General features: G+C 71.8%; 3 protein-coding genes and 1 pseudogene (1 of these 4 running past the window's edge). All 4 read right to left on the minus strand.

Translation table 11 applies throughout. The features are described from left to right. Nucleotides 1-18,618 carry the 5' end (the start) of a lonely Cys domain-containing protein gene (locus ACFZDL_RS04880; RefSeq protein ID WP_353591957.1) on the minus strand. It extends 19,938 nt beyond the left edge of the window, so 18,618 of the gene's 38,556 nt are visible here — the first part of the coding sequence; it begins with the start codon at nt 18,616-18,618; the stop codon falls past the left edge of the window. A 4-nt stretch (nt 18,619-18,622) separates the two neighbouring features. Then, nucleotides 18,623-19,027 carry a hypothetical protein gene (locus tag ACFZDL_RS04885; protein WP_353591958.1) on the minus strand — a complete coding sequence of 135 codons (405 nt, stop codon included), beginning with the start codon at nt 19,025-19,027 and terminating at the stop codon, nt 18,623-18,625. Then, nucleotides 19,024-19,503, minus strand: coding sequence for a YbaB/EbfC family nucleoid-associated protein (locus ACFZDL_RS04890; protein WP_353591959.1), 480 nt, complete (start codon nt 19,501-19,503; stop codon nt 19,024-19,026). Before ACFZDL_RS04890 ends, ACFZDL_RS04885 begins: the two co-directional genes overlap by 4 nt. Before the next feature lie 91 nt (nt 19,504-19,594). Next, nucleotides 19,595-22,118: pseudogene (locus tag ACFZDL_RS04895) on the minus strand (hypothetical protein); the annotation flags it as partial.

Raw genomic sequence — 22,118 nt, forward strand, 5'->3', positions numbered from 1 at the left:
GGCGAAGAACGCCTTCAGCTTCCCCCGGGCGGCCGGTTCCAGGGGGAACGTCTTGGAGATGGTGCCGGTGGCGAAGTTGGCGTGCACGTACTTCGTCACCTGGTCGAGGTGGCGGAAGTCCTCCTCCCGTATAGCCAGATGGTCGGGCGAGTAGGAGGCGCGGCCGATCTGCAGGCCCGTCGCCGCGCTCGCCAGCGGGGAGGACAGCACGTCCTCGTGCCAGTCCTCGTCGCTCCCGTCGTCCGTGTCGTCCGCGTCGTCCGTGTCATCCGCGTCGGGCAGCATGCCGGGCGGGACGGGGAACCAGGAGCCCACCGGGCGCCCGGAAGCGGTGAAGACCGCGACGGCCAGCCGGCCGTCCGGCGTGGTCATCAGCCGCGCGTCGCCGCTGTGCGCCCATACGGTGCGGCCCGTCCGCTCCGCCAGCAGCCGCGCCAGGTACTGTTCGCCGTCGCCGGCGAACGGCATGGCCAGCACGACGGGCGCGTCCGCGGGGAGGCTCGCCAGCTCCTGGTCCTTCAGGACCTCCGCCACGAACCGCTCGGCGCTCACGGCCCGCGTCGTGCCGTCCAGCGCCGGGATCGTCACCCGGTCGCCGTCCATGGTGGCCGCCAGCAGGTACGGCGTGGGGCCGCCCAGCCACCTGGGGACCTTCGAGTCGAGGATCCGGGGGGTGGCGCCCGGCCCCTCCTCCAGGAGGCCGATGGTGTCCGCGTACAGCTCGCCGTCGGGCAGGCCCGTCCAGTTCAGGCCCGGGACCCGGGTGCCGCCCGTGGTGAAGCGGTGGTCCGCGTAGCGTTCCGCGTCCTTCTCGGCGCGGTACGCCGCCACCTCCGCCAGGCTGCCCGCCCGGCCGTCCCGCATCGCCGCGTCGGTCACCGCGTACAGGTCCGCGCGAAGTGCGCCGGTGACCGGGGTGGCGTCGGCCAGGCCCAGGACGCGCCTGGCCAGGCCGGCCGGCCGGAACGGGCCGTCCCGTAGACCGGGTTCGGCCTGCCGCAGCTCGTCCAGGCGCAGTGCCGTCGCCGAGTGCCGGTCGGCGGTGATGCCGATCGTCACCGAGGCGGGCGCCGGATCCGGTGACGTGGTGCCGTCGGTCGTCACATGGAGGGTGAAGCCGCCTGCGGACAGGTCCGCTCCGGCCGCGCCGAGCGCGCTCAGCGCCCGGTCGAGGTGGCGCCGGAACACCGCGGCCACCGCGTCGGCCCGCGAGCGGGCGAGCTGCCCGTCCGCTCCGCTGCCGTGTCCGGTGATGCGGATCGGGGTCTTGGCCAGCTTCGCCCGCTTGTTCCGCAGGCCGGTCTCGGCCACCCGGGCCGCCAGCCGCGCGATCTCCGCCTCCTGGCCGGCCGACACCTCGGCGGACTGCCCGTCGAACGCCACCGTGGTGGACCGCGGCAGCACGGACGGCCCGGGGGAAGAGGCGGCGGGCGGGGCGGCCGGAGCGGCGGGCGGCTCGCCGACGGGCACGGTGTGCACCTGGTCCGAGTCGATCCGGGCGGCCAGCTCCGCGATCCGGCCCGCGGACAGGCGCGGGCCCGGCGCCGGCGGTGACACGGACGGGGCCGCCGACGGCTGCGCGGGCCGGGCGGCCGACGCCCGCGCCAGGGCGGACCGGAGCGCCGGGGGCAGCGCCGGCATCGGCGCCCAGGGCGACGGCATGATCCGGTCGGCGCTGCGGGGCAGCGGGGCCGGCACCGGGCGCGGGGTGTCGACCGGCGGGTTCGGGGCGATGGGTTCGGTCTCGCGGAAGTCCGCGGCCGTGGGGGCCGGGCCGCTCGGAGGCGGGATCAGGGCGATCACGGGCGCCCGGGAGCCCTGGGCCGCGGGAGGCGTGATCCGGTCCACGGGCAGGGAGGTCGAGTGGACCGGATGGCCGATCCGCTGGGCGAGCCGTTGCGCCAGGCCGGGGAAGTGCCGGTCGAGCTGCGAGATCTCCAGAAGGACGGCGGTGTTCCGTGGCGTGACGAGCAGGTGACGGTCGCCTGCCAGCAGCTCGACGAACTCCGCCTCCGACACGCTCACGTCCGAGCCGTCGAGGAACAGCGCGAGGCGGCCCGGGTTGTTCCAGTCCACCGAGGCCCGCACCACGTACGGGGCCGGCCGGCCGGACTCCGCCCACGGCGCGTCCACGAGACCGCCGGGCGTCCAGATCGTCGACAGGTCCAGGTCCGCGGTCTTCGGCGCGTCCACGAAGTGGCGTCCGGACGCCAGTTGCGGGGGGTCTCCCGGCTTGCCGGGGGTGGACACGGCGGTGGCGTCCGACAGAGCGCCCAGGCTCTCCAGGTAGCCCGCCCTCACCGTGACGAGGTCGCCCCCGTCGCGCCCGATCGCGTACAGCGCGGCCATCACCCACCGGGTGGCATCGCGCAGGTCGTCGTCGGGCGTCATGCCGAAGACGTGGGCGGTGATCCGGTCGATGTCCATGCCGCTAGCGGCCAGGGCCTCGTGCATCTTGACCCGGGCCCAGAAAACCCGGGAGAGCTCGGCGGTTCCCACCTGCCGCGGGTCGTCCAGGGACAGGGCGGCGGCGGTGGCCACGGCCGGGTCCACACCGCTCCACCAGGCGGCCGCCTCGTCCAGCGTCCCCGTCAGCCTCGGGGCGAAGGCGGTCAGGGGCGTACCGTCGGGCGCGGCCGCCGCGGCGGTGAGCACCGCGCGGTAGTCGTCGTGGCGGGCCTCGGTCCGCCCCTCGGGGAGCCGGGCGGCGACGATCCGCTGGAAGAGGTCCAGCGTGAACGGACCCGCGGCGTCGGACCGCGGGTCGTCCCGCCACATCCGGTCCAGTGCGGCGGCCCCGCGCAGCAGTTCCGCGTACTCCGCGTCCTGCTCCACCTGGACGCGGTCGTCGATGTCGTTCCCCAGCGTCAGCTTCAGCGCCCGCACCAGACGCAGCGTCTGCTGCCCGGCCTCCTCGGGCACCTCCCCCGGGCCAGTGTGGTATCCGGCCACGCGGGCGCGGCGGTCCAACTCGGCGGTGTCGGGCTCGGGGTAGAACGTGACGATCGCGCCGAGCCGCCCCTGCGGGTCGGTGTAGACCGTGATGACGTATTCGCCGTCGTGGAACAGGACGCCGATCGGCCCGAAGGCGGCGCTGACCTTGTGCCGGGTCTCGTTCGCCGTGTGCTGTGCGACGGAGATGTCGGCGAGCGGATCGGGGACGAAGGCGGTGGACAGTGCGTGCAGCGCCCCGGGGAAGACGGTGTCCGGGTTCCCGATGCCCGGAACGGCACGGTCCACGGGAGAGCCGCTCCAGCACGACTCCATGTGAATCCAGTCGTCCTCGCCGAGGTTCTGCACGCTCTTGCGGTGCGCGAGGTACCGGGGCCCCTCGGCGCCGTAGGCGTAGTGGGTCGTGCCGTCCGCGAGCCGGAACGCCATCCAGCCCGGCTTGCCGTGTCCGTCCCAGGTGTACCTCCTGCCCAGGTACGGCAGCGGGATCTTCCCGGACACGACCTCGCCCGTGATGGCGTTGACGTGGACGTAGTGCGTCATCGTGCCGAAGTGACGCTGATCGTCCTCCGTGCCCAGCCGCGCGACCTCATCGTCCGGCAGGCCGGAGCGGCCGGCCTGCCGCTTCGACCGCACGTCCATGATGGTCCGCGTCAGCACCTTGCGGTACCACTCCGGGAGGCCGGGGCCGCGGTCGGGCGCCATACCGGGCGGGCTGGGGATCCAGTCGCCCTGGTGACGGTCGCTCCCGTGGAACACGCCGAGGGACATCAGGCCCTGCTCGCTGCCGGCGAGCACATGGCCGGAGTGCGCCCACACCGTCCTGCCGGTCCGCTCGGCCAGCAGCCTCGGCAGATCACCCCCCTGGTCGCCGGCGAAGGGGACGGCCAGCACGATGGGGTGGTCCTTCGGCAGGCCCTCCCGCTCCAGGTCGCGCGCGACCAGCTCGATGAACTCCCCGGCGGTCAGGTCGCGGGTCGTGCCGTCCGGCCACGGCACGACGACCTTCTCGTGGGTGCCCTCGGCCGCCACGACATAGGGCCTCGGCCCGCCGAGCCACTCGGCGTCGGGGGTGTCGACCACGTCGAAGCTGCCGTCCGGCCGCTGCTCGATGATGTCGAACCAATTGGTCATCACCTCGGCGGCCTTCTCGTCGGACCAGTTGAGGCCCGGGACACGGGTGCCGCCCACCGTCAGGTAGCGGTCCCGGTTCGGGGCGATCACGCCGTGCTGGAAGGCGTGGTACGCGCCCAGCGCCGCCAGGCTGGTCGCCCAGCCGTCCGCGGCGGCGTCGGTGATCAGCGCGTGCAGCCGCTCGCGGACGGTCGCGTCCACCGGGGCGTCCGGGGGGAGATGGAGGATGCGGCGGGCGATGACGTCGCCGTCCAGTGGGTCGTTCACCAGGTCCGGGTCGGCGAGGCGGAGTTCGTTCAGCGTCGCGGCCGGGTCGGCCGACTCGATCGTCACCTGACGGCGCGCCGCCGCCACGTCCGCGTCCGGAGTGGTGCCGGTCCGCCCCACGTCCGCACCGCGTCCGCGCCAGACGATGTGGAAGTCGTCCACCGTGATCCGGCTGTCCACGGGGACGTTCCCCTGGAGGCGTTCCAGCGCGCGGTCCAGGTCGGCCGCGAACCGCTCGCGCACGGCGGCCGCGCGCCGCAGTGCCTCGGAGTCCGCGTCCTGCGCCGTGCCCTCGCCGTAGCCGAGGATGATCGCGCCGGGCTTGGCGACGCCCCGGCCGTGGTGGTCGAGACCGATCCGGGCCACCTGGTCGGCCAGGTCCCTCAGCGCCGTCCCGGCGTCCTCGGACAGCGTGGCCGACCCCGGGGCGAAGTGCACCCGCGTGAGGGGCACGGGGCCGGGCGCGGCAGCCGGGGGTGTGACCGGGGCGACGTGCACCGGCGGCGGGGTCGCCGGCCGCAGCCCGGGCATCGGCGCCCCGGGCGCCGCCCGGACCACCGAAGCGGGCTGCGGCCGGGGCTTGGCGACCGGTACGCCGTCGGGGGCGACGGACGACTCGGTGTCGGAGTCGGGCTCGGTGTCGGAATCGGTGTCGGGCTCGGCGTCGGTGTCGAACTCGGCGTCGAACCCGGTGTCGGAATCGGTGGCGGAATCGGCGTCGGTGTCGAACTCGGCGTCGAACTCGGAATCGAAGAGGCCCGGCACGGTGTCCGGCTCGAGAGTCGTGAACGTCCCCGTCGGCTCGGTCAGTTCGATCGTCGTCTGCCGCAGCACCTCCGGGTCCGCGTCACCGGACGCCACGCCCTCGCCATGGCTGCGGGCGGTGAACCGGAAGTGCGCGGCGGTGAGCCGGTCGGCCTCCGGCACCCCCCGCTGAAGCCCGGCCAGCACCTCGTCCAAGGATTCCTCGAACCACGCGAGAACCGTCTCGGCCCGCTCCTGCCCCATCTCCCGCGCCCGCACCGCCGGACCCTCGCCGAAGCCGGTGACCACACCCGACGGCAACGGCCGCCCCGCCCGCCAGTCCGCCAGCGCCGAAGACGCCACCTCACGCGCCAGATCCTCGATGTCCGCCACATCGTCCTCGGACACCATGGTCGACCCCGAATCGAACCGCACCGTGAACGCACGCCCCGCCGGAGCCGGCACCGCCTCCGACGCCGCCAGGGGAGGCGGGGCCGGCACGGGGCGGGACGTGTCGGTCGGGTTCTGCGGGTCGACCGGCTTCGTGGAGGTCCATTGCACGGCCGCCGAGGACGCACCGGTCTGGGCCGGCGGGTTCAGGGTCAGCACCGGGCGCTGCGCGCCCTGGGGCACCGTCTGGCTCGGGACGGCCGAAGTGGTCCAGATCTCCCGGCCGAACTGCTGGGCCATGTCCCGCGCCAGCCCGGGGAAGTGGCGGTCGAACTCGGCGATGTCCAGCAGGAGCGGAACCGCCAGTTCCTTGCGGAGCAGGGAGCGGTCGCGGTCCAGCAGCTCGGTGAACTGCCGGGGGGTCAGACTCCTGGTGACGGTTCCGAAGGACACGAGCAGGCGGCCCGGGACCTTCGGGTCCACCGTGGCGCGCACCACATAGGGCTCCGGCCTGGCCGTGTTCGTCGTCGTGTCCTTCCCCGCCCACGGCGCGGCCCGCACCCCGGACGGCGTCCGGACCTGCGACAGATCCGGGAAGGCGTCCTTCGGTCCGGGCCGGTAGTCGCGTCCGGACACCTCGTTCGGGGTGCCGGGCGCGTGCAGGGCCGTCGGATCGGCCACGGCGCCGAGGGTGTCGAGGTGGTACGCGTACAGCACGGCGGGATCGGACCCGTCGAGCCCCATCGCGTACGCCGTGGTCATCAGCTCCCGGGTGAAGTCGCGCCCCGCGTCGTCCACCTGGCCGGCGGAGGGCAGGTCGTACAGCTGGGCGGTCAGCTCGTCGAGGTTCACGGACGTGTCCAGCGCCTCGTACGTCTTGACCCGCGCCCAGAACATCCGGGACCACTCGGCCTCGTAGGGCTTGGTGGAGCCGTCCATGCGCAGGGCCTTGGTGGCCACCGCGGACAGGTCCACCGTGGCTTTCCACTCGGCCGCCCGGACCACCGACGACGGCAGTGTCACGAAGTCGCTCAGCTTCGTACCGTCGGGGGCGGCGCCCGCCGCCTTCAGCACGTCCCGGTAGTCGGCCTGACGCGCCTGTGTCCGCCCCGCGGGAAGCCGCGCCTCGACGATCCGCCGGAAGAGGTCCAGCGTGACCGGACCCGTGCCGCGCAGCTGCGGCTCCTTCATCCGCATCCGGTCCAGCGCGGCGGCACCGCGCAGCAGCTCCGCGTACTCCGGGTCCTGCCCCACCCGCACGCCGTCGTCGACGTCGTTCCCCAGCATCAGCTTCAGCGCCCGCACGAGGCGCAGCGTGTGCTCCCGCGCCCAGGGCGGGGGCTGGGGGCCGGTGTAGTACCCGGCCTCGCGCACCCGGCGGTCCAGCTCGGCGGCGTCGGGCTCGGGGTAGAACTGCTGGAACCATTGCCGCCGCCCCTGGCGATCGGTGGCCAGGATCCGGAAGGGCATGTTCTGGTACACCCCCACCCCGTCCAGGCGGATGAGGGTGTTCGTCTTGTGCCGGGTCTCGTTCGCGACGTGCTGCCCCATGGGGACGTCCGCGAGCGGATCGGGGACGAAGGAGCCGGGGAAGGAGCGGCCCAAGGCCCCGAAGCCGGACGGCACGGCGCGGTCCGCGGGCGAACCGGCCCAGCAGATCAGCAGCTCGTTCCAGTCGTCCTCGCCGAGCGCCTGGCTGCTCTTGCGGTGCGCGAGGTACCGGGCCCCCTCGGCGCCGTAAGCACGGTACGTGGTGCCGTCCTCCAGCGGGAACACCAGGAAACCCGGGCCGCCGTGCATCACCCAGTGATGCCGCTTCGCGTCCGGCTTGCCCGGCCGTACCAGGCGAAGCGGGATCGAGTAGCGGCCGGTGGCCGGATTCCAGTGAGCGACCGCCTTGATCGAGTCGAGTGCGTCGTGGAGCCTTTCCCGACGCTCACGGACGACCTCGTCGGGGCGCAGCGCCTCACGGCCCGTCCGCTGCCCCGTGATGCGGCTCATGAGGGTCCGGGTGATCACCTTGCGCCACCAGGCCGGGGCGTTCCGGTCCCGGTCCGGTGCCATTCCGGGTGGGCTGGGGATCCAGTCGCCCTGGATCGCGTCGGCCTTGTGGAGGACCCCGATGTGGGGGGCGTCCGCCGTGGCGAGACCGCTGTGCGACCACACCATCCGGCCCGTCCGGTCGGCCAGCAGCCGTGGCAGGTCGAGTCCCCGGTCTCCGGCGTGCGGAACGGCCAGCACGATCGGCGCGTCGAGGGGCAGCCCGGACAGCTCCGGATCGTTCGCGATCAGTTCCACGAACTCGTCGACGGTCAGGTCCTGGGTGGTGTCGTCCGGCAACGTCACCCGCACCATGTCGTGCCGGCCCGAGGCCACCACGACGAACGGCGTCGGGCCGCCCTTCCACGGGGCGTCCTTCTTGCCGATCACCTGGAGGGCGCCGTTGCCGTCACTCCGCAGGATCTCGACCGTGTCCGTGTCGTCCAGGTCGAGGACCTTGTCCTTGCCCCAGTTGACGCCCGGCACCCGTGTGCCACCCACCTTGAGGTAGCGGTCCCGGTTCCCGTCGAGCACACCCTGCTGGTCCAGGTGGTACGCGCCCAGGGCCCCCAGGCCGGTCCCCCAGCCGTCCCGGCTCGCGTCGATGACCAGGTCGTACAGCTCCTGGCGTACGGCATCGTCCACCGCGGCGCTCACGGGCAGGTGCAGGAGGCGACGGGCCATGACATCGACGTCCAGCGGGGCGTGCCGGAGGTCGACGTCGGTCCTCCGCGCGGCATTCAGCACCGTCAGCGGGTCGACGACTTCCAGCGTCACCTGCCGACGCGCGTCCGGGGCGGGGGGCGTGGCGGACGGTTCGAGGTCCTGACCGCGGGAGCGCCCGACGATGTCGAAGTCGTCCGCCTGAAGACGACGGGTGCCCTGGGGGACGCCGGTCTGGAGGCGGGCGAGCGCGGTGTCCAGAGCGGCCAGGAACTCGTCGTGCACGGCGCCCGTGCGCTGCTCGCCCTCCTCCAGCGCCGCCTCAGCCGCGTCCGGGCCCGTCCCCTCGCCGTACCCGCTGATGGTCACCGCGGGGATCGGCCGGCCCCGGCGCCAGTTGTGCCACGCGAACCTGGCCAGGGCGTCGGCCGCGGACGCGATGGCGGACCCGGCCTGAACGGACAGCTCCGTGGAGCCCGCCGCGAACGGCAGCCGCACGGCCTTCGGCGGCGCGAGGGGGGCGGTGGCGCCCGGACCGGCCACCGGCGCGGTGTGCACGGGCAGCGAGAACGAGAACCCTCCGGGCAGCCCCCGCACCGCCGGCCCGGACGACCGCAAGGTCCGCGGCAGCGGACTCGCGGCGTCCGGCACGGGAGCCGCGGACACCTCCCCCGTGGTGTGATCGCTCACCGGTACCCGCGCCTTGTCGGCGCGGGGAGCCGGGGGGCGCACCGGGGAGGGGGCGGGCTCCGGGTTCTGCGGCTCGACGGGGTACGTGGGGCGCGGCTCCCCGATCACCCAGATCCGCCGGCCGAGGCGCTGGGCCAGGACCCCGGTCAGGTCGGGGGCGTGGGCGACGAGTCCCTGGATGTCCAGCAGGACCGGAGTCGTCAGGTCCTCCGCCAACAGGTCTTCGTCACGGGCCAGCAGCTCGGCGAACTCCTGGGGCGACAGGCTCCTGGTGAGGGGGCGGCCGGTGACGGACGCGAAGGTGACGAGCACCCGGCCCGGGGCGTTCGGGTCGACCGTGGCGTGCACCGAGTACGGAACGGGCTTCTTCTCGCCCGTCGCGTACCTCCCGGCCCACGGGGCGTCCACCGGCCCCGACGGGGTCTGGATCTTCGACAGGTCCGGGGCCGTCCCGTTCAGCGACCCCACGAAGTCCCGTCCGATCACCTCGTCCGGATCGCCGGGCGGGGACAGGGCCGTGGTCTTCGACACCGCGCCGTTCCTGTCGAGGAGGAACGCGACCATCACGTCCGCGTCGGCTCCGTCGAGCCCGCCGGCGAACGCCCTCATGACGAGGTCCTGGGTGAACTCGCGCTGCCGGTCGGTCACCTGGGCGGACGGGGGAAGGTCGTACAGGTGGGCCGTGATCCTTTCGAGGTCGGAGCCGCCCCACGCCTCCTCCATCTTGACCCGCGCCCAGAACATCCGGGACCACTCGCGCCTGCCCACGTCGCCGGGGCCGCCCAGGCGCAGGGCCCGGACGGCCGCGTCGACGACGTTCGCGGTGTCGAGCCAGTGTGCCGCGTCGTCCAGCGACGAGGGCAGCGTCACGAACGTGGCCGCCGTCGTCCCGGCGGGGGCGGCGGCCGCCCGCTTGAGCACGTTCCGGTAGTCGTCCTGGCGCGCGGGTGTGCCCGCGGGAAGCGTCGCCGCGACGACCCGCTCGAAGAAGTCCAGCGTGACCGGGCCCGCGTCTGCGAACCGCGGGTCGAGGCGCCACATCCGGTCCAGCGCGGCGGCACCGCGCAGCAGCTCCGCGTACTCCGGGTCCTGGTCGATCCGCAGGTCGTCGTCGATCTCCTTGCCCAGGGTCAGCCGCAGCGCCCGCACCAGCCGCAGCGTCGCCGCCCCGGCCACCGCGGGGACCGGTCCCGGGCCCGTGTGGTACCCGATCTCCCGCGCCCGGCGGTCCAGCTCCTCGGCGTCGGGCTCGGGGAAGTACTGCTGGTACGAACCCCGCCGCCCCCGGGCGTCGGAGTCCAGGGCCCGGATGTATTCACCCAGGTAGGCCTCCGTGGCATCGGTGAGGATGCTGGCATTGACCTTCTTCCGGGTCTCGTTCGCGACGTGCTGCCCCATGGCGACGTCCGCGAGCGGGTCGGGCACGAAGGAGCCGGGGAAGCTTCCGCCGAGGTTGACACGGCCGCCGTCCACGCCACGGTCCTGGGGCGAACCGGCGTAGCAGACCACCAGATCGATCCAGTCGTCCTTGCCGAGCTCCTGCACGCTCCTGCGGCGCGCGATGTACCGCGCACCCTCTTCGTTCCAGGCGCGGACCGCCCCGCCGTCCTCCAGGGGGAGGCTGATGTAGCCGGGCCCGCCGTGCGCGTCGAAGAAGTACCGCCTGGTACCCGGCTTGCCCGGGCGCGGCAGCGGGAGCAGACCGCTGACGAACCTCCCCACAGCGGAGTTGTAGTGGGCGTAGTGCTTCATCGCGGCGAGATGACGCTGTTCCCCCTCCATCTGCTTCTCGGCGACCTCCTCCGGACGGATCGCGGTGCGCCCGAAGCTCAGGCCCGTGGGCCCCACGAGGGTCCTGTTGACCACCTTGCGCCACCAGCTCGGGCCGTCCGCCGCCGCGTCGGGCGCCGTGCCGGGCCGGCTGGGGATCCAGTCGCCCTGGATGCGGCCGTCCCGGTGGATCACGCCGATGCCGTACGTCTGCGGCCCGGTCTCGTGGAGCGTGGGATGTCCGCTGTGCGCCCACACCGTCTTGCCCGTCCGGTCCGCCAGCTTCCGCGGCAGGTCCAGCCCCCGGTCCCCGCCCTGGGGGATGACCAGCACGATCGGGATGCCCGGAGGCGCTTTGGTCCGTTCCAGGTCGGCCGCGACCAGTTCGACGAACTCGTCGGGGGTCAGGTCGCGTGCCGTACCGTCCGGCCACCTCGCCGTCACGCGGTCGTGGCCGCCCTCGGCCACCACGGTGTACGGGAACCAGCCCGGTCCCCACGGGGCTGGGCCCCCGCCGACCTTGTCGAACCCGCCACCGGGACGTTCCCGCAGGATGTCGACCCCGCCGAGGGCCAGTCCGACGACCTCTGCCGCCGGGCTCCAGTTGAGACCCGCGGCGCGCTGGCCGTTCACCGTGAAGTGGCGGTCCCGCTGCCTGGAGATCAATCCCTTCACGAAGGCGTGGTACGCGCCCAGCGCCCCCAGGCTGTCCGCCCAGCCGTCCTGGTACGCGTCGTGGACCAGCCCGGCGAACCGTTCGCGTTCGCCCAGGTCCACGGGGGCGCCGTCGGGGCGGTGCAGGACGCGGCGGACCAGACCGTCCATGTCCGGCGGCGCGTTCCGCAGGTCGGGATCGGCCTTGCGCAGGTCGTTCAGCAGCGTCATGGGCGAGACGACCTCGACCGTCACCCGGCGGCGCAGCGCTTCCGCGTTCCCGCCCGCGGACTGCCCGACGTCCCCGTCGAAACCGCCCCAGTCGATGGTGAAGTCATTGGCCGTGAGCTGCTCATCGGCGGGAAAGCTTTTTTGGCGGCGGCTCAGCTCGACGTCCAGGCTCGCCAGGAACTCCACGTACGCGTTGGTGGCGCGGGCTTCTCCTTCGGCCTGCGCCTCCGCGTACGTTCCCTCGCCGTACCCGGTCAGGATCACGAAGGGCAGCGGGAGGTCGTGCTTGCGGCTGCGCAGCCCGTCCCGGGCCACCCGGCCGGCCAGTTCCTCCAGTGAATCCTGGGCGGTCTCGGACAGGTCGGTGTCCGCCGGCTCGAAGGGCACCTCCGTCAGCCGGGGGGCGTGGGACCAGAACTTGTCGGCCGGGCTCCCCACCGGCGCGGTGTGCACGGGCGGCGGGGCTTGCGTGACGACCGACATGGGGGCGTGGCCCGTGGTCAGCTCCGGGGGCTCGGTGCGCCCCCAGTCGTCCGCGGCACTCGACCGCGCCGGGTCCCCGGTCAGCACGATCACGTGCTGACCGGTCGCGCTGTCGGCCACCACCGCGGCGGGGTGGGCGGGCGTCAGCACCGTCCTGGCCGTCCCCTCCCGGGCGGCCAGGGCCTCCGCCATCCTGGTGCCCCCGGGACCCGTGCCCGGTCCCACCAGGGCGATGGGCACGGTGAGCGGGGTGGTGCGCAGGGCCTGCGCGACCAGCGCGACGATCTCCTCGTACGGCACCTTGCGGGTGGTGCCGCCGCGCCAGGGGATCTCGGCGTGGTCCTGGTCGCCGTCGACCATCAGCACGAACTTCGGGCCCTGGGTGGTGCGGCTCTCGCCGCTCCCGGTCGTACCGTCGGGCGACACCCGGTGGACGTCCGGGTTCAGCGGGCCGACCAGGGGCTTGCCCGTCAGGTTGAGGCCCGTCGTCTGTCCGGCGGGCGAGGTGATGGCCGTGGCCGGGGACAACAGCCCGCTCCGCCTGAGGTGGTGCGCGGCCAGGGCGACCGGGTCGTACACGTCGACGCCGATCAGCGCGGCCCCCGCCATCAGCCACAGGGCCATCTGCCGCATCGCGTCCGGGTTGGACGGCGCGCCCTCCACGTGCAGGATCCTGGCCGCCAGGGCATCCGGGTCCGGGTGGTTCATGAGCGCCGGCCCCGCCTTGGCGAGCGCCCAGAACACCAGCGGCCGGGAGGGCTGTCCCGGAGCGGGGAGGGCCTTCAGCCCCATGGCGCCGAGGCTCTGCGGGGGGAGCAGCCCCATCATGGCCGCGGCCTGGTCGAGGACGGTGAGCGGGACGAAGTCGCGCAGGGCGACCGGGCCGGGCGCGCCCTGGAGACGGCCACGCGCGTCGTCCAGTACCTGCCGGACGGCGCTGCGCAGTTCGGTGGAGTCGGCGAAGGCGGCCGGCCTCGGCTTCGGTGTCCCCTGCTGTTCGAGGTGGGCCCGCACCACGAAGTCCAGCAGGTCCAGGCTGAACGGACCCGCCTCCGCCAGCCCCGGATCGTGGCGGCGCATGACGTCCAGCGCCCCGATCCCGCGCAGGAGCTTCTGGTACTCCCCCGACGGGTCGTCCCTGTCGTTCTCGACCTCGTGGCCGAACACCTCGCGCAGGGCCCGTACCAGCAACAGGGTGTTGTCCCGGTCGGCCTCCGGCACCGGGGCGGAGTCCGGTATGCCGAAGGCCACCCGCGCGAGCCGGTCCAGCACCTCCGGCTCGGGCTCCGCCCGCAGCTCCGACCACGCCCCCTGCTCGCCCGTGGCCGTGGCGTTGATGCCGTGAACGAATTCACCCGTGGCGCTGTTCCCCGCGAGGGCGTGCACCCGATTGGGGACGATCAGCGGGTGGTCCTCGCCGAGCTCGTTGGCCGCCTTCTGCGCCTGGGAGATGGTCGTCAGCCGGTTGGGCACGAACGGCGTGTCGGCGCCGTCGTGCGGGACGAGAGGAGGACCGTCGAAGGCGGCGTCGCCCCAGCACGCCTCCATCACGATCGGGGTCCCCTTGGGGAGCGCCCGCACGCTCGGACGGCGCTTCAGATAGCGGCCGACCTGCTCGCCTGCGGTGGTCCTCGCCTCGCCGTGCCCGGCGCCGGCCCTGGCGTCCACCGCGAAGAAGAAGCCCGGGAGGCCGTGCAGCAGGAAGTGGTAGGCGTCCCGCCCCTTCCACGGGGGGTCCTGCCTGGCGCTGATCGGCCGCTTGGTCACCGGGTCGAAGTGAACGTACTGCGCGTTCTGGAGGTCCTTGAGGAGGGCCTCCCGCTCGATCAGATCGGCGTCGGTGAACATGGCCCGGCCACCCGGCCGGTTGGTCCCCGGCGTGGTGAGGGTGACGCTCTTCACGTCCCGGTCCATCAGCCGTGAGCCGTCGGACAGAACGATGAACCCGTTCCCCGTCTTGGCCCACGCGCCGTCCGGGCCCAGGTCGTCGGGGCTGATGGAGATCCATCTGCCCCGCGGTGTCCCCTGCGCCCGCTGGTCCGCCGAGGGGACGTTGTACCGCTTGGTGTTCGGGTTGTAGCTCAACACGGGTGTGCCGCTGTGTACCAGCAACCCCCGGCGGATGCCGGCGGAGATGCCCCGGGGCATCTCCAGGCCGCCGTCACCGGCGTGCGGCACCACCAGCGTCACCACGGCCTGGGGGCCCCGCTTGGCCAGCTCCTCGTCCATGGCGAGCAGTTCGGTGACCTCGTCGCCCGGAACACGACGGGTCGAACCGTCCGGCCACGTCACCACGAGGTGGTCCCGCCCGCCGTCCGCGTCCACGAGGTAGGGACGGTTGCTGCCGGACTGGTCGGGGCCGGGCGTGGCGGGCGGCGGTGTCTGCCGGTCCCGGAAGGTGCGGCCCACCACCGAACCGTCCTCGGGGGAGAACAGCAGGGTCCGCCCGGACAGCACATCGCCCCGCCGGACGAGGTGGAACGCGCCCAGAGCCGCGAGGCTCTTGTCCCGCCCTTCGGCCATCGCCTCGTCCACCAGCGCGTACAGCTCGTCGCGCACCGCCGCGTCCACGGGCGCGGCCGGGTCCAGGTGCAGGACCTTCCGCACCAGCGGAACCGGGTCGAACGGGCCGTCCTCCAGCTCCGGGTCCGTACGGCGCAGTTCGTCCAGCCGCCGCACCGCGGCCGTCCCGGACGGCAGCTCGAACTCGACCACCACCTGCCGGGCGTCGCCCTCCCCGGAAACCTCCCCCGGCTTCCGGCCGGACGCCGCGACGGTGAACGTGCCCGCCGCGCCCGGCCGCTCCAGCCCGGCGCGGTACGCCTCCGCGACCGCCGCGGCCCGCCGCCCGGCGGCCCCGGACCCGGACACCTGGCCGCTGTCGTCATAGCCGGTCACCACCAGGCGCGGCCCCGGAAGACCCGCGAGGGCGTTCCGCTCCCCCACCTCGATGGCGCGCCCGACGAGCTCCCGGATCCGGGCCCGCTGGTTGTTGCTGGGCTTCTCCGCGCCCTCCGCGAAATTGATCCGGGCCGACACCGGCAGCACCGACTCGACGGGGCCCCAACGGCGCTCCGCGCCACCCTGGTCCGACAGCGAGAGCGAAGCCATCCCGGCGGTGGCGGTGGCGGTGGGGGTGGGGGCTTTCCCGGCGGTGGCTTTCCCGGCGGGGGCCGTGGCCTGATCGCCCTTCGTTGCCGGAGCCTTCTTTTTCTTCCCGGCGGTGGTGACGAAGGTGTCGAAGTGCGGCGCGGCCCACACCCCGGCCTCGGTGCGCACGGGTCCGCTGGGCGCACTGGCCGCCGGGGCGGCCCCGGGGCGCGTCGAGGCGGCGGTGGGCCGGGAAGGGGTGGGCGCCGGGTCGGCCGGGAGGTCGGTGGACGTGGTGGCGGTCGGCGTCGGCGGGAGCGGGTCCGTGACGGTGACCTGGGCCTGCGACTCGATGGGCGCCGTCGCGCCACCGTGGACGAGGGGGGCGTGGCCGAGGTTCTTCCGGAGCGTATCGGCGAGCGCGAGGCCCGACGGCGCGTCCAGCCCGTGCCTCAGCAGGTGGTCGGCGATCTGCCGTACCGCGTCGCGGTACGTGGCCTCGGCGTGGCGGGAGTCCGCCAGGAGAGGGGTCGACGCCGGCGGCAGCACCAGGGAGACGGCCTTGTCCCAGGCGCGGCCCGCGGCCAGCCGCTCCGGTCCGTCGTCCGGTATCGCGCCCGCGAAGTCCGCGTACGCCGACTGCCAGATGCGCCGGGTGGCGTTGGCCGCGGTTTCGTCGAGCGGGGCAGGCCAGGGACCGGACCGCACCATCTGGACCTTGACGTGGTCCACCGGGGCCAGATCGCTGTCGTGCACCGGGAACCGGTCCATGCCGAGGGCCGCGGCGGTCTGCTGCCTGGGTCCTGGTGTGACGCCCGCGGCGTTCAGCTCGGCGATGTCCACCTCGTCGTCCGGGTCGAGCAGAGGCGGGTTCTCCGGCAGGTCGTCCGGGATGACCTGCTGGGCGATCCACTGGCGCTGCGCGTCATCGCGGTGGACGACGGGCACCTGCCGCGACCGCTCGTCGCCCTCGATGCCCTCCTGACCTTGGGTGTACGGGTCGCCGTGCGGGTCGACGCCGAGGCCCCGCAGCCGCGCCGCCGCGTCGAGCAGCCGCCCGCGCGCCTGCTCGGCCCGGTGCCCGGCGTCCTGGTGCGCGGCGGTGTCGGCGCTGGTGCCGACCCCCGTGTCCAGCCGCTCGCCGATGGTGTCCACCTCGGTCGCGGCGGAGGTGAAGGAGTCCAGCGCGTCCTCGTAGTCCCTCCGGGCGCGGACGACCTCCTCCTGGTCCGGGGCCGCCGGGGTGGCCGGTGCCTTGCCCCGGTCGGCGGGGTCCGTGTCGGGCCGGGTGTCGGCGTCGGCGTCGGTGTCGGTGTCGGGGGTGACGGCCGTGTCGGTGTCCGCGTCGATGGCGAAGTCGTCCGACGGGCCGCCGGACGTCTCGGTGTCCGGACGCGGTTGCTGCTCCCCCTCGGTGCGGGGTCCCTGTCCCGACTGAGGGGTGCCGGAGCCGGAGTGCTGCCCGGACGAGGGCGAGTGCGGAGTGGTGGCCGGGGTCTGCCCGCCACTGTGAGTGACGGGGGGCAGGGCCGTGCCCGCGCTCCGGTTTGCGGGGCTGTTCTGGTCTGCGGGGGTGCTCCCGCTGTTCTCGCCGGGAGTCCCGTCGAACGCCGTGTCCGGGTTGGAGACCGTGGGGGTACGCGTCGCCGGCGGCGCCGGGACGCTCGACGAGTCCGGGAGACCCGAGGTGCCCGGCAGACTCGACGAGTTCGGCAGGCCCGAGGTGTTCGGGAGGCCCGAGGTGTTCGGGAGGTCCGAGGTGGCCGGGAAGTCAGAGGTGTTCGGGAAGCCAGAGGCGTTCGGGAAGCCAGAGGTTCCCGGGAAGTCAGAGGTGGCCGGGGAACCCAAGGTGTTCGGCGGACCATCGGGGACCGTCTGGAACTCCTTGTTCCCCTTGAAGTCCTCGACCTTCAGCGGCGGGTACTGCGGGGTGGCCTGGAAACCCTTGTCAGCCGTGAAGTTCGCGTGGGGCACATTCGACGACGAAGAGTTGTACCCCGGGAAGGGGAGAGGGGAGGGCGAGGGGGCGGGGGCCGTGGCGCGGTCCGAACCAATGGAGTTGATGGAGTCGAAGGAACCGGCGGAGTTGGTGGACGCGGCGTCGTCGAAGACGGAGGTGTCCGAGGAGTTGGAGGAGTCTGAGGAGCCGTACGAGTCCACGGAGTAGGTGTCGGAGTCGCGGCCGCCGGGCGTGAACGAGCTGTTGTCGCCGGGCAGCGAGCCGTTGTCCTCGTACAACGAGCTGATGCCCTCGTACATCGAGTAGCTGTCCCCGTAGTCGGGGATATCCGAGGACGACGTGATGGGGAGGGCGGACTTCGGAATGTCCGGGGGCGCGTCGGAGCCGGAATCGGAATCGGAATCGCCTGGGGAATCGCTCCCCGCCCCGTCCCGGAGATCAGCTATCGCATAGCTCTTGTTGATGAAGTCGGTGAAGATGTTCCCGTTGGGGAATGCCTTGCCGTGCAGCCAGCCGGCGCCGGACTCCAGCGCGTACCCCGCGCCCATGTCCGCCATGCCGCTGGTGCCGGAGAAGACGAACGTCTCCCACTTGAACGCCCAGTTGCCGTGGAGTATCCCCTGGGAGACCACCTCGCCGAAGCCCTCGCCCAGACCGTGGGTGACAAACGTAGCCGGGAAGTCGTAGGCCATGTTCTTGATCGTGTAGGGATTGAACCCGCCGGGGTTCTTGAAGATGCGATCAAGATGCGGTGAGTTGAAGTCGATGTCCTTGAACGTGTTCCCGAAGTCTCCGTCGAACTTGTCGAAGATGTCCTTGTCGAAATTCTTCTTGAAGAAGTCCGAAATGCCCTTCTTGAAGTAGTTCGCCGCGCCCCGGAAGACGTCGATGAAGAGACCGGTCATGAAGCCGCCGAAGAAGCTGTCCCGGAGGTTGCTCCCGTCGATGCCCTTCGGCCTGCGTGCCGGGGGATTGATGGCGAGCTGCGCCAGGTTGACCGCGAGGGCCTGGATCATCTCCTGGACCGCCTCCAGCAGGGCCCCCGCGATGGGGAAGAAGTTGAGCAGGCGCTGCATCGCCATCAGGATGCCGAGCGCCGCCCGCGCCCTCACCAGTACGGCCGTGGACAGCGAAAGACCGCCGGTGAAGAAGGACATCGCCGAAAGCGCGGCCAGCTCGATGAGCATCATCGTGATCTCGGCGATGATCTCCCACTTCGCCTGCTGGATCTTGATCGACTGGTTGCCCCGCTCATTGGGCAGGTCCATCCGGAGCCGGTTGAGCAGGTCCCCGATGCCGTCCGATCCGCTGGAGTCGAGCAGTGGCCCCATGGCCTTGTTGATCGCGTCCCCGACCTGCTTCGGAAACGCGCGGGCGACATCCCCCAAGGAGTCCCGGAGGTTGTCCAGGGCCGCAGCCAGCTTGTCGGCGAGATCGGGATACTGGTCCTGGCTGTCCCACGCCAGGTTCTCCCTGGCGCCGATCGGCTTTTCACCGATGAGGACCAGGATCCAGTACCGTTCCTCGGGGCTGAAGTTGATCTCCTGCATGGAGTCAGTGCTTTCCGCCGGACTGGTCGTCGTCGCCGGACTCGTAGCCGGAGTCGTCGCCGCTGTCGGGGTCAGCGATACGTCTCTGCTGCTCGATCAACTCGCTCACGTCGGTCTGAACGGCCTTGACGCTGCCGAGACTCTCCAACAGTCCGGCTCTCAGCGCCGATACCGCCAACCCGAGACCCTCGATCGCTTCGGTGAGCGTCCGCACCGTCTTCTCGTCGTCGGGCTCGGTCTTCGTGTAGTAGTCGTCCGGTGCGTCTTTGTCGCCGTTCCAGCCCCTGTACCTCTCATGGTCGCCCAGGTACTCCCCCTTCAGCGCCATGAACTGGTTCTCCACACCGGCCAGGCCGGCGAGCGCTCCCCGTATCCTGCCCAGATCCATGTCATAGGTGTCGTCGCTCATGGCTTTCCTCCGGGGACATCCGGGTCCTCGTGGATCTCGTCGCGCAACCCGTCGCTGGACGGCCTGCCGCCACCCGCTCGCCCGCCGCCCTCGAACGCCGACCCGAAGTCGAAGAGCCGGTCCCAGTCGATGCCGATGTCCCGGGACCCCGGGACATCGGGGTTCGCCGCCAACAGCGGGCGGAAGGTGTCCATCACCCGCTGGGTGACCTGCTGACGCCCCCGCTCGGCCGCCTCCATCACCGAGGCGGCCAGTTGCGGTCCGGTCATGTTCAGGTACTTGTTGTCCACGAACGTCAGCCCGGCCAGCTCTCCCTGCGGGCCGATGGTGACCTCGACCGCACGGTCCCGCGAACGGGCCTTCACCTTGTTGGCCGCGAGCTCCTGCTCGGCACGGGCGATGGCGGCCTTCGTGGCTTCGAGGTGCGCCCTGGCCTGATGGACGCGCTCCGCGTACGAATCGTTCAACTCGCTCAACGTGTGCTCCTCGGGCTGGTCGGACTGGTCGGACTGGTCAGGCTGATCGGTTTGGCTGCACGGTTTGCCGGAACGACGGCGCGGCGGGGGCTCATCGGCCGATCACGGCCGGTGAGCCGCCCTCGTCGCTGCCCCACACGTCCTCGTCCTCCGGCACCCACGACTCGCGCTCGCGGTCGTCGGTCTGGGTCGCCACCTGGCCGGGCGCCCCGGCTCCGCCCGCGCCGCCCATCGGCGGCATGAACGGGGTGCCGCCACTGGTGATCACGTTCTCTCGCTCGTCGAGGAGTCCGCCGCCGGGGCGGCCGGGCCTGGGCGCCGCCCGGCGGTTGCTGACCACGTCGTCGCTGTCGATCACGTTGCGGACCCGCTCGGTGGGGCCGCCCTCGCCACCACCACCGCGTCCGGGCATCGTTCCGGGGTTGAGGGGCATGCCGCCGCCCCCCGGTGCCCCGGGCTGGTTCTGGTTGCCGAGGTTGGCCGCCGCCTGGTTGTTGCCGTTGCCGTTCTGATCACCGGGCGACTGGTACGGGTCCTTGTCCCACAACTCCTCCTCGTACGAGGACGGGTCGTACAGCGAATGGGAGTTGCCGCCCCCGCCGTTGCCTCCGATGTGGCCGAAGTTGGACCCGGGGGTCTGGTGCTGGAAGTCCGGGAGTGAGTTGCCGCTTCCGTTCAGGTGCCCCGTGATCGACTTGCCGTCCGAGTCGGTGATCGAGGTGGCGCCGGTGTGCGGATCGATCGTGGACGTGCTGCCGTCCGGGTACTCCGTGACGACCTGCCCCTGGGGATCGATGTGCGACCTGCTGCCGTCGGGGTTGTTGAGGACGTTATCGACATTGAGCGGGCCGGAGCGCGTGTGGCCGTCCGGCGTGGTGATACTGGAAGTCTGGGTGTCGGGATCGATCGTGGTGGTGTGGCCGTCCGGGTACTCCGTGACCACCCGGCCGTGGGAGTCGATGTCCGACTCGCTCCCACCGGGGTTGTGCAGTGAGTCATCGCCGTTCACCGGCCCCGTGATCGGGTCGTGCGACAACGGCGGCAAGTTATCGCCGTTCAGCGCGCCGCCAATGCGGTTGAGCGCCTGATCCTGCTGCTTCTGGTACTGCTCTTGCTGCTGCTGGTTGTGCTCCTGCTGCTGCTGATACTGCTGCTGTTCCTGCTGGTACCGCTGCTGCTCCAGCTGCTGCTCCTGCTGGTACCGCTGCTGTTCCTGCTGGTACCGCTGCTGCTCCTGCTGCTGTTCCTGCTGGTATCGCTGCTGCTCCTGCTGGTACTGCCGTTGCTGCTGTTGTTCCTGCTGCTGGTACTGCTTGTCCTGGTATTCCTGCTGCCGCTGCTGGTACTCCTCCTGCTTCTTCTGCTGCTCCTCCTGTTGCTGCTCCTGCCGCTGCTGCTGCTCCTCCTGGTACTGCTGTTGCCGCTGCTGGTACTCCTCCTGCTTCTTCCGCTGCTCCCTCTGGTCGGCCTCGGCCTCCTTCTTCGCCTGTTCCTGCTCTTTCTCGGCCTCCCTCTGCTCCTGTTCTTGCTTCTTCTCCTGCTCTGCCTGCTTGGCCTCGGCCTCCTTCTTCGCCTGCTCCTGCTCCTGCTCCGCCTGGACCTGCTTCTGCTCCTGCTCCTTCTGGTACTGCTCCTGTTTCTTCTCCTGCTCCGCCTGCTCGGCCTCGGCCTCCTTCTCCTTCTGCTCCTGCTCCTGCTTGGCCTCCCTCTGCTCCTGTTCCTGCTTCTTCTCCTGCTCCGCCTGCTTGGCCTCGGCCTCCTTCTTCGCCTGCTCCTGCTCCTGCCTGGCCTCCTGCTCCTTTTGTTCCTGCTTGGCTTCCTGCTCCTTCTGCTTCTGCTCCTGTTCCTTCTCCGCCTGGGCCTGCTTCTGTTCCTGCTCCTGCTGCTCCTGCTCCTGCTTCTTCTTCGCCCGATCCTGTTCGGCCTTCTGCTGAGCCACTTGGCCAAGTTGGACCTGCTGTTGCTGTTGCTGGTACTCCTCCTGCTTCTTCTGCTGCTCCGCCTGCTTGGCCTCGGCCTCCTTCTCCTTCTGCGCCTGCTCCTTCTCAGCCTCGGCCTGCTTCTGTTCCTGCTCCCTCTGCGCCTGTTCCTGCTTCTTCTCCTGCTCCGCCTGCTTGGCCTCGGCCTCCTTCTTCGCCTGCTCCTGCTCCTGCCTGGCCTCCTGCTCCTTCTGTTCCTGCTTGGCTTCCTGCTCCTTCTGCTTCTGTTCCTGTTCCTTCTCCGCCTGGGCCTGCTTCTGCTCCTGCTCCTTCTCCTTCGCCGCCTGCTCCTGCTCGGCCTCCTTCTCTTTCTGCTCCTGCCCCTCCTTCGCCTCGGCCTGCTTGGCCTCTTGCTCCTTCAGGTACTTCTCCTGCTTGGCCTCGGCCTCGGCCTGCTTCTTCTCCTGGTCCTTCTCCTTCCGGTCAGCCTCGGCCTCAGCCTTCTTCTCCTTTTCTTCCTGCTCCTTCCGGTACTTCTCCTCCTTCTCCTCCTGCTCCTTCCGATACCCGTCCGCCTCCGCCTTGGCCTTCTTCTCCTTCTCTTCCTGCTCCTTCCGGTACTTCTCCTCCTTCTCCTCCTGCTCCTTCCGATACCCGTCCGCCTCCGCCTTGGCCTTCTTCTCCTTCTCTTCCTGC

Source organism: Streptomyces sp. NPDC007917 (genome assembly GCF_042959105.1).
Taxonomy (GTDB): Bacteria; Actinomycetota; Actinomycetes; order Streptomycetales; family Streptomycetaceae; genus Streptomyces.

Excerpts from the sequence above, each read along its gene's own strand:
- ACFZDL_RS04885 (WP_353591958.1), bottom strand. The coding sequence starts at position 19,027 with ATGAGCGACGACACCTATGACATGGATCTGGGCAGGATACGGGGAGCG.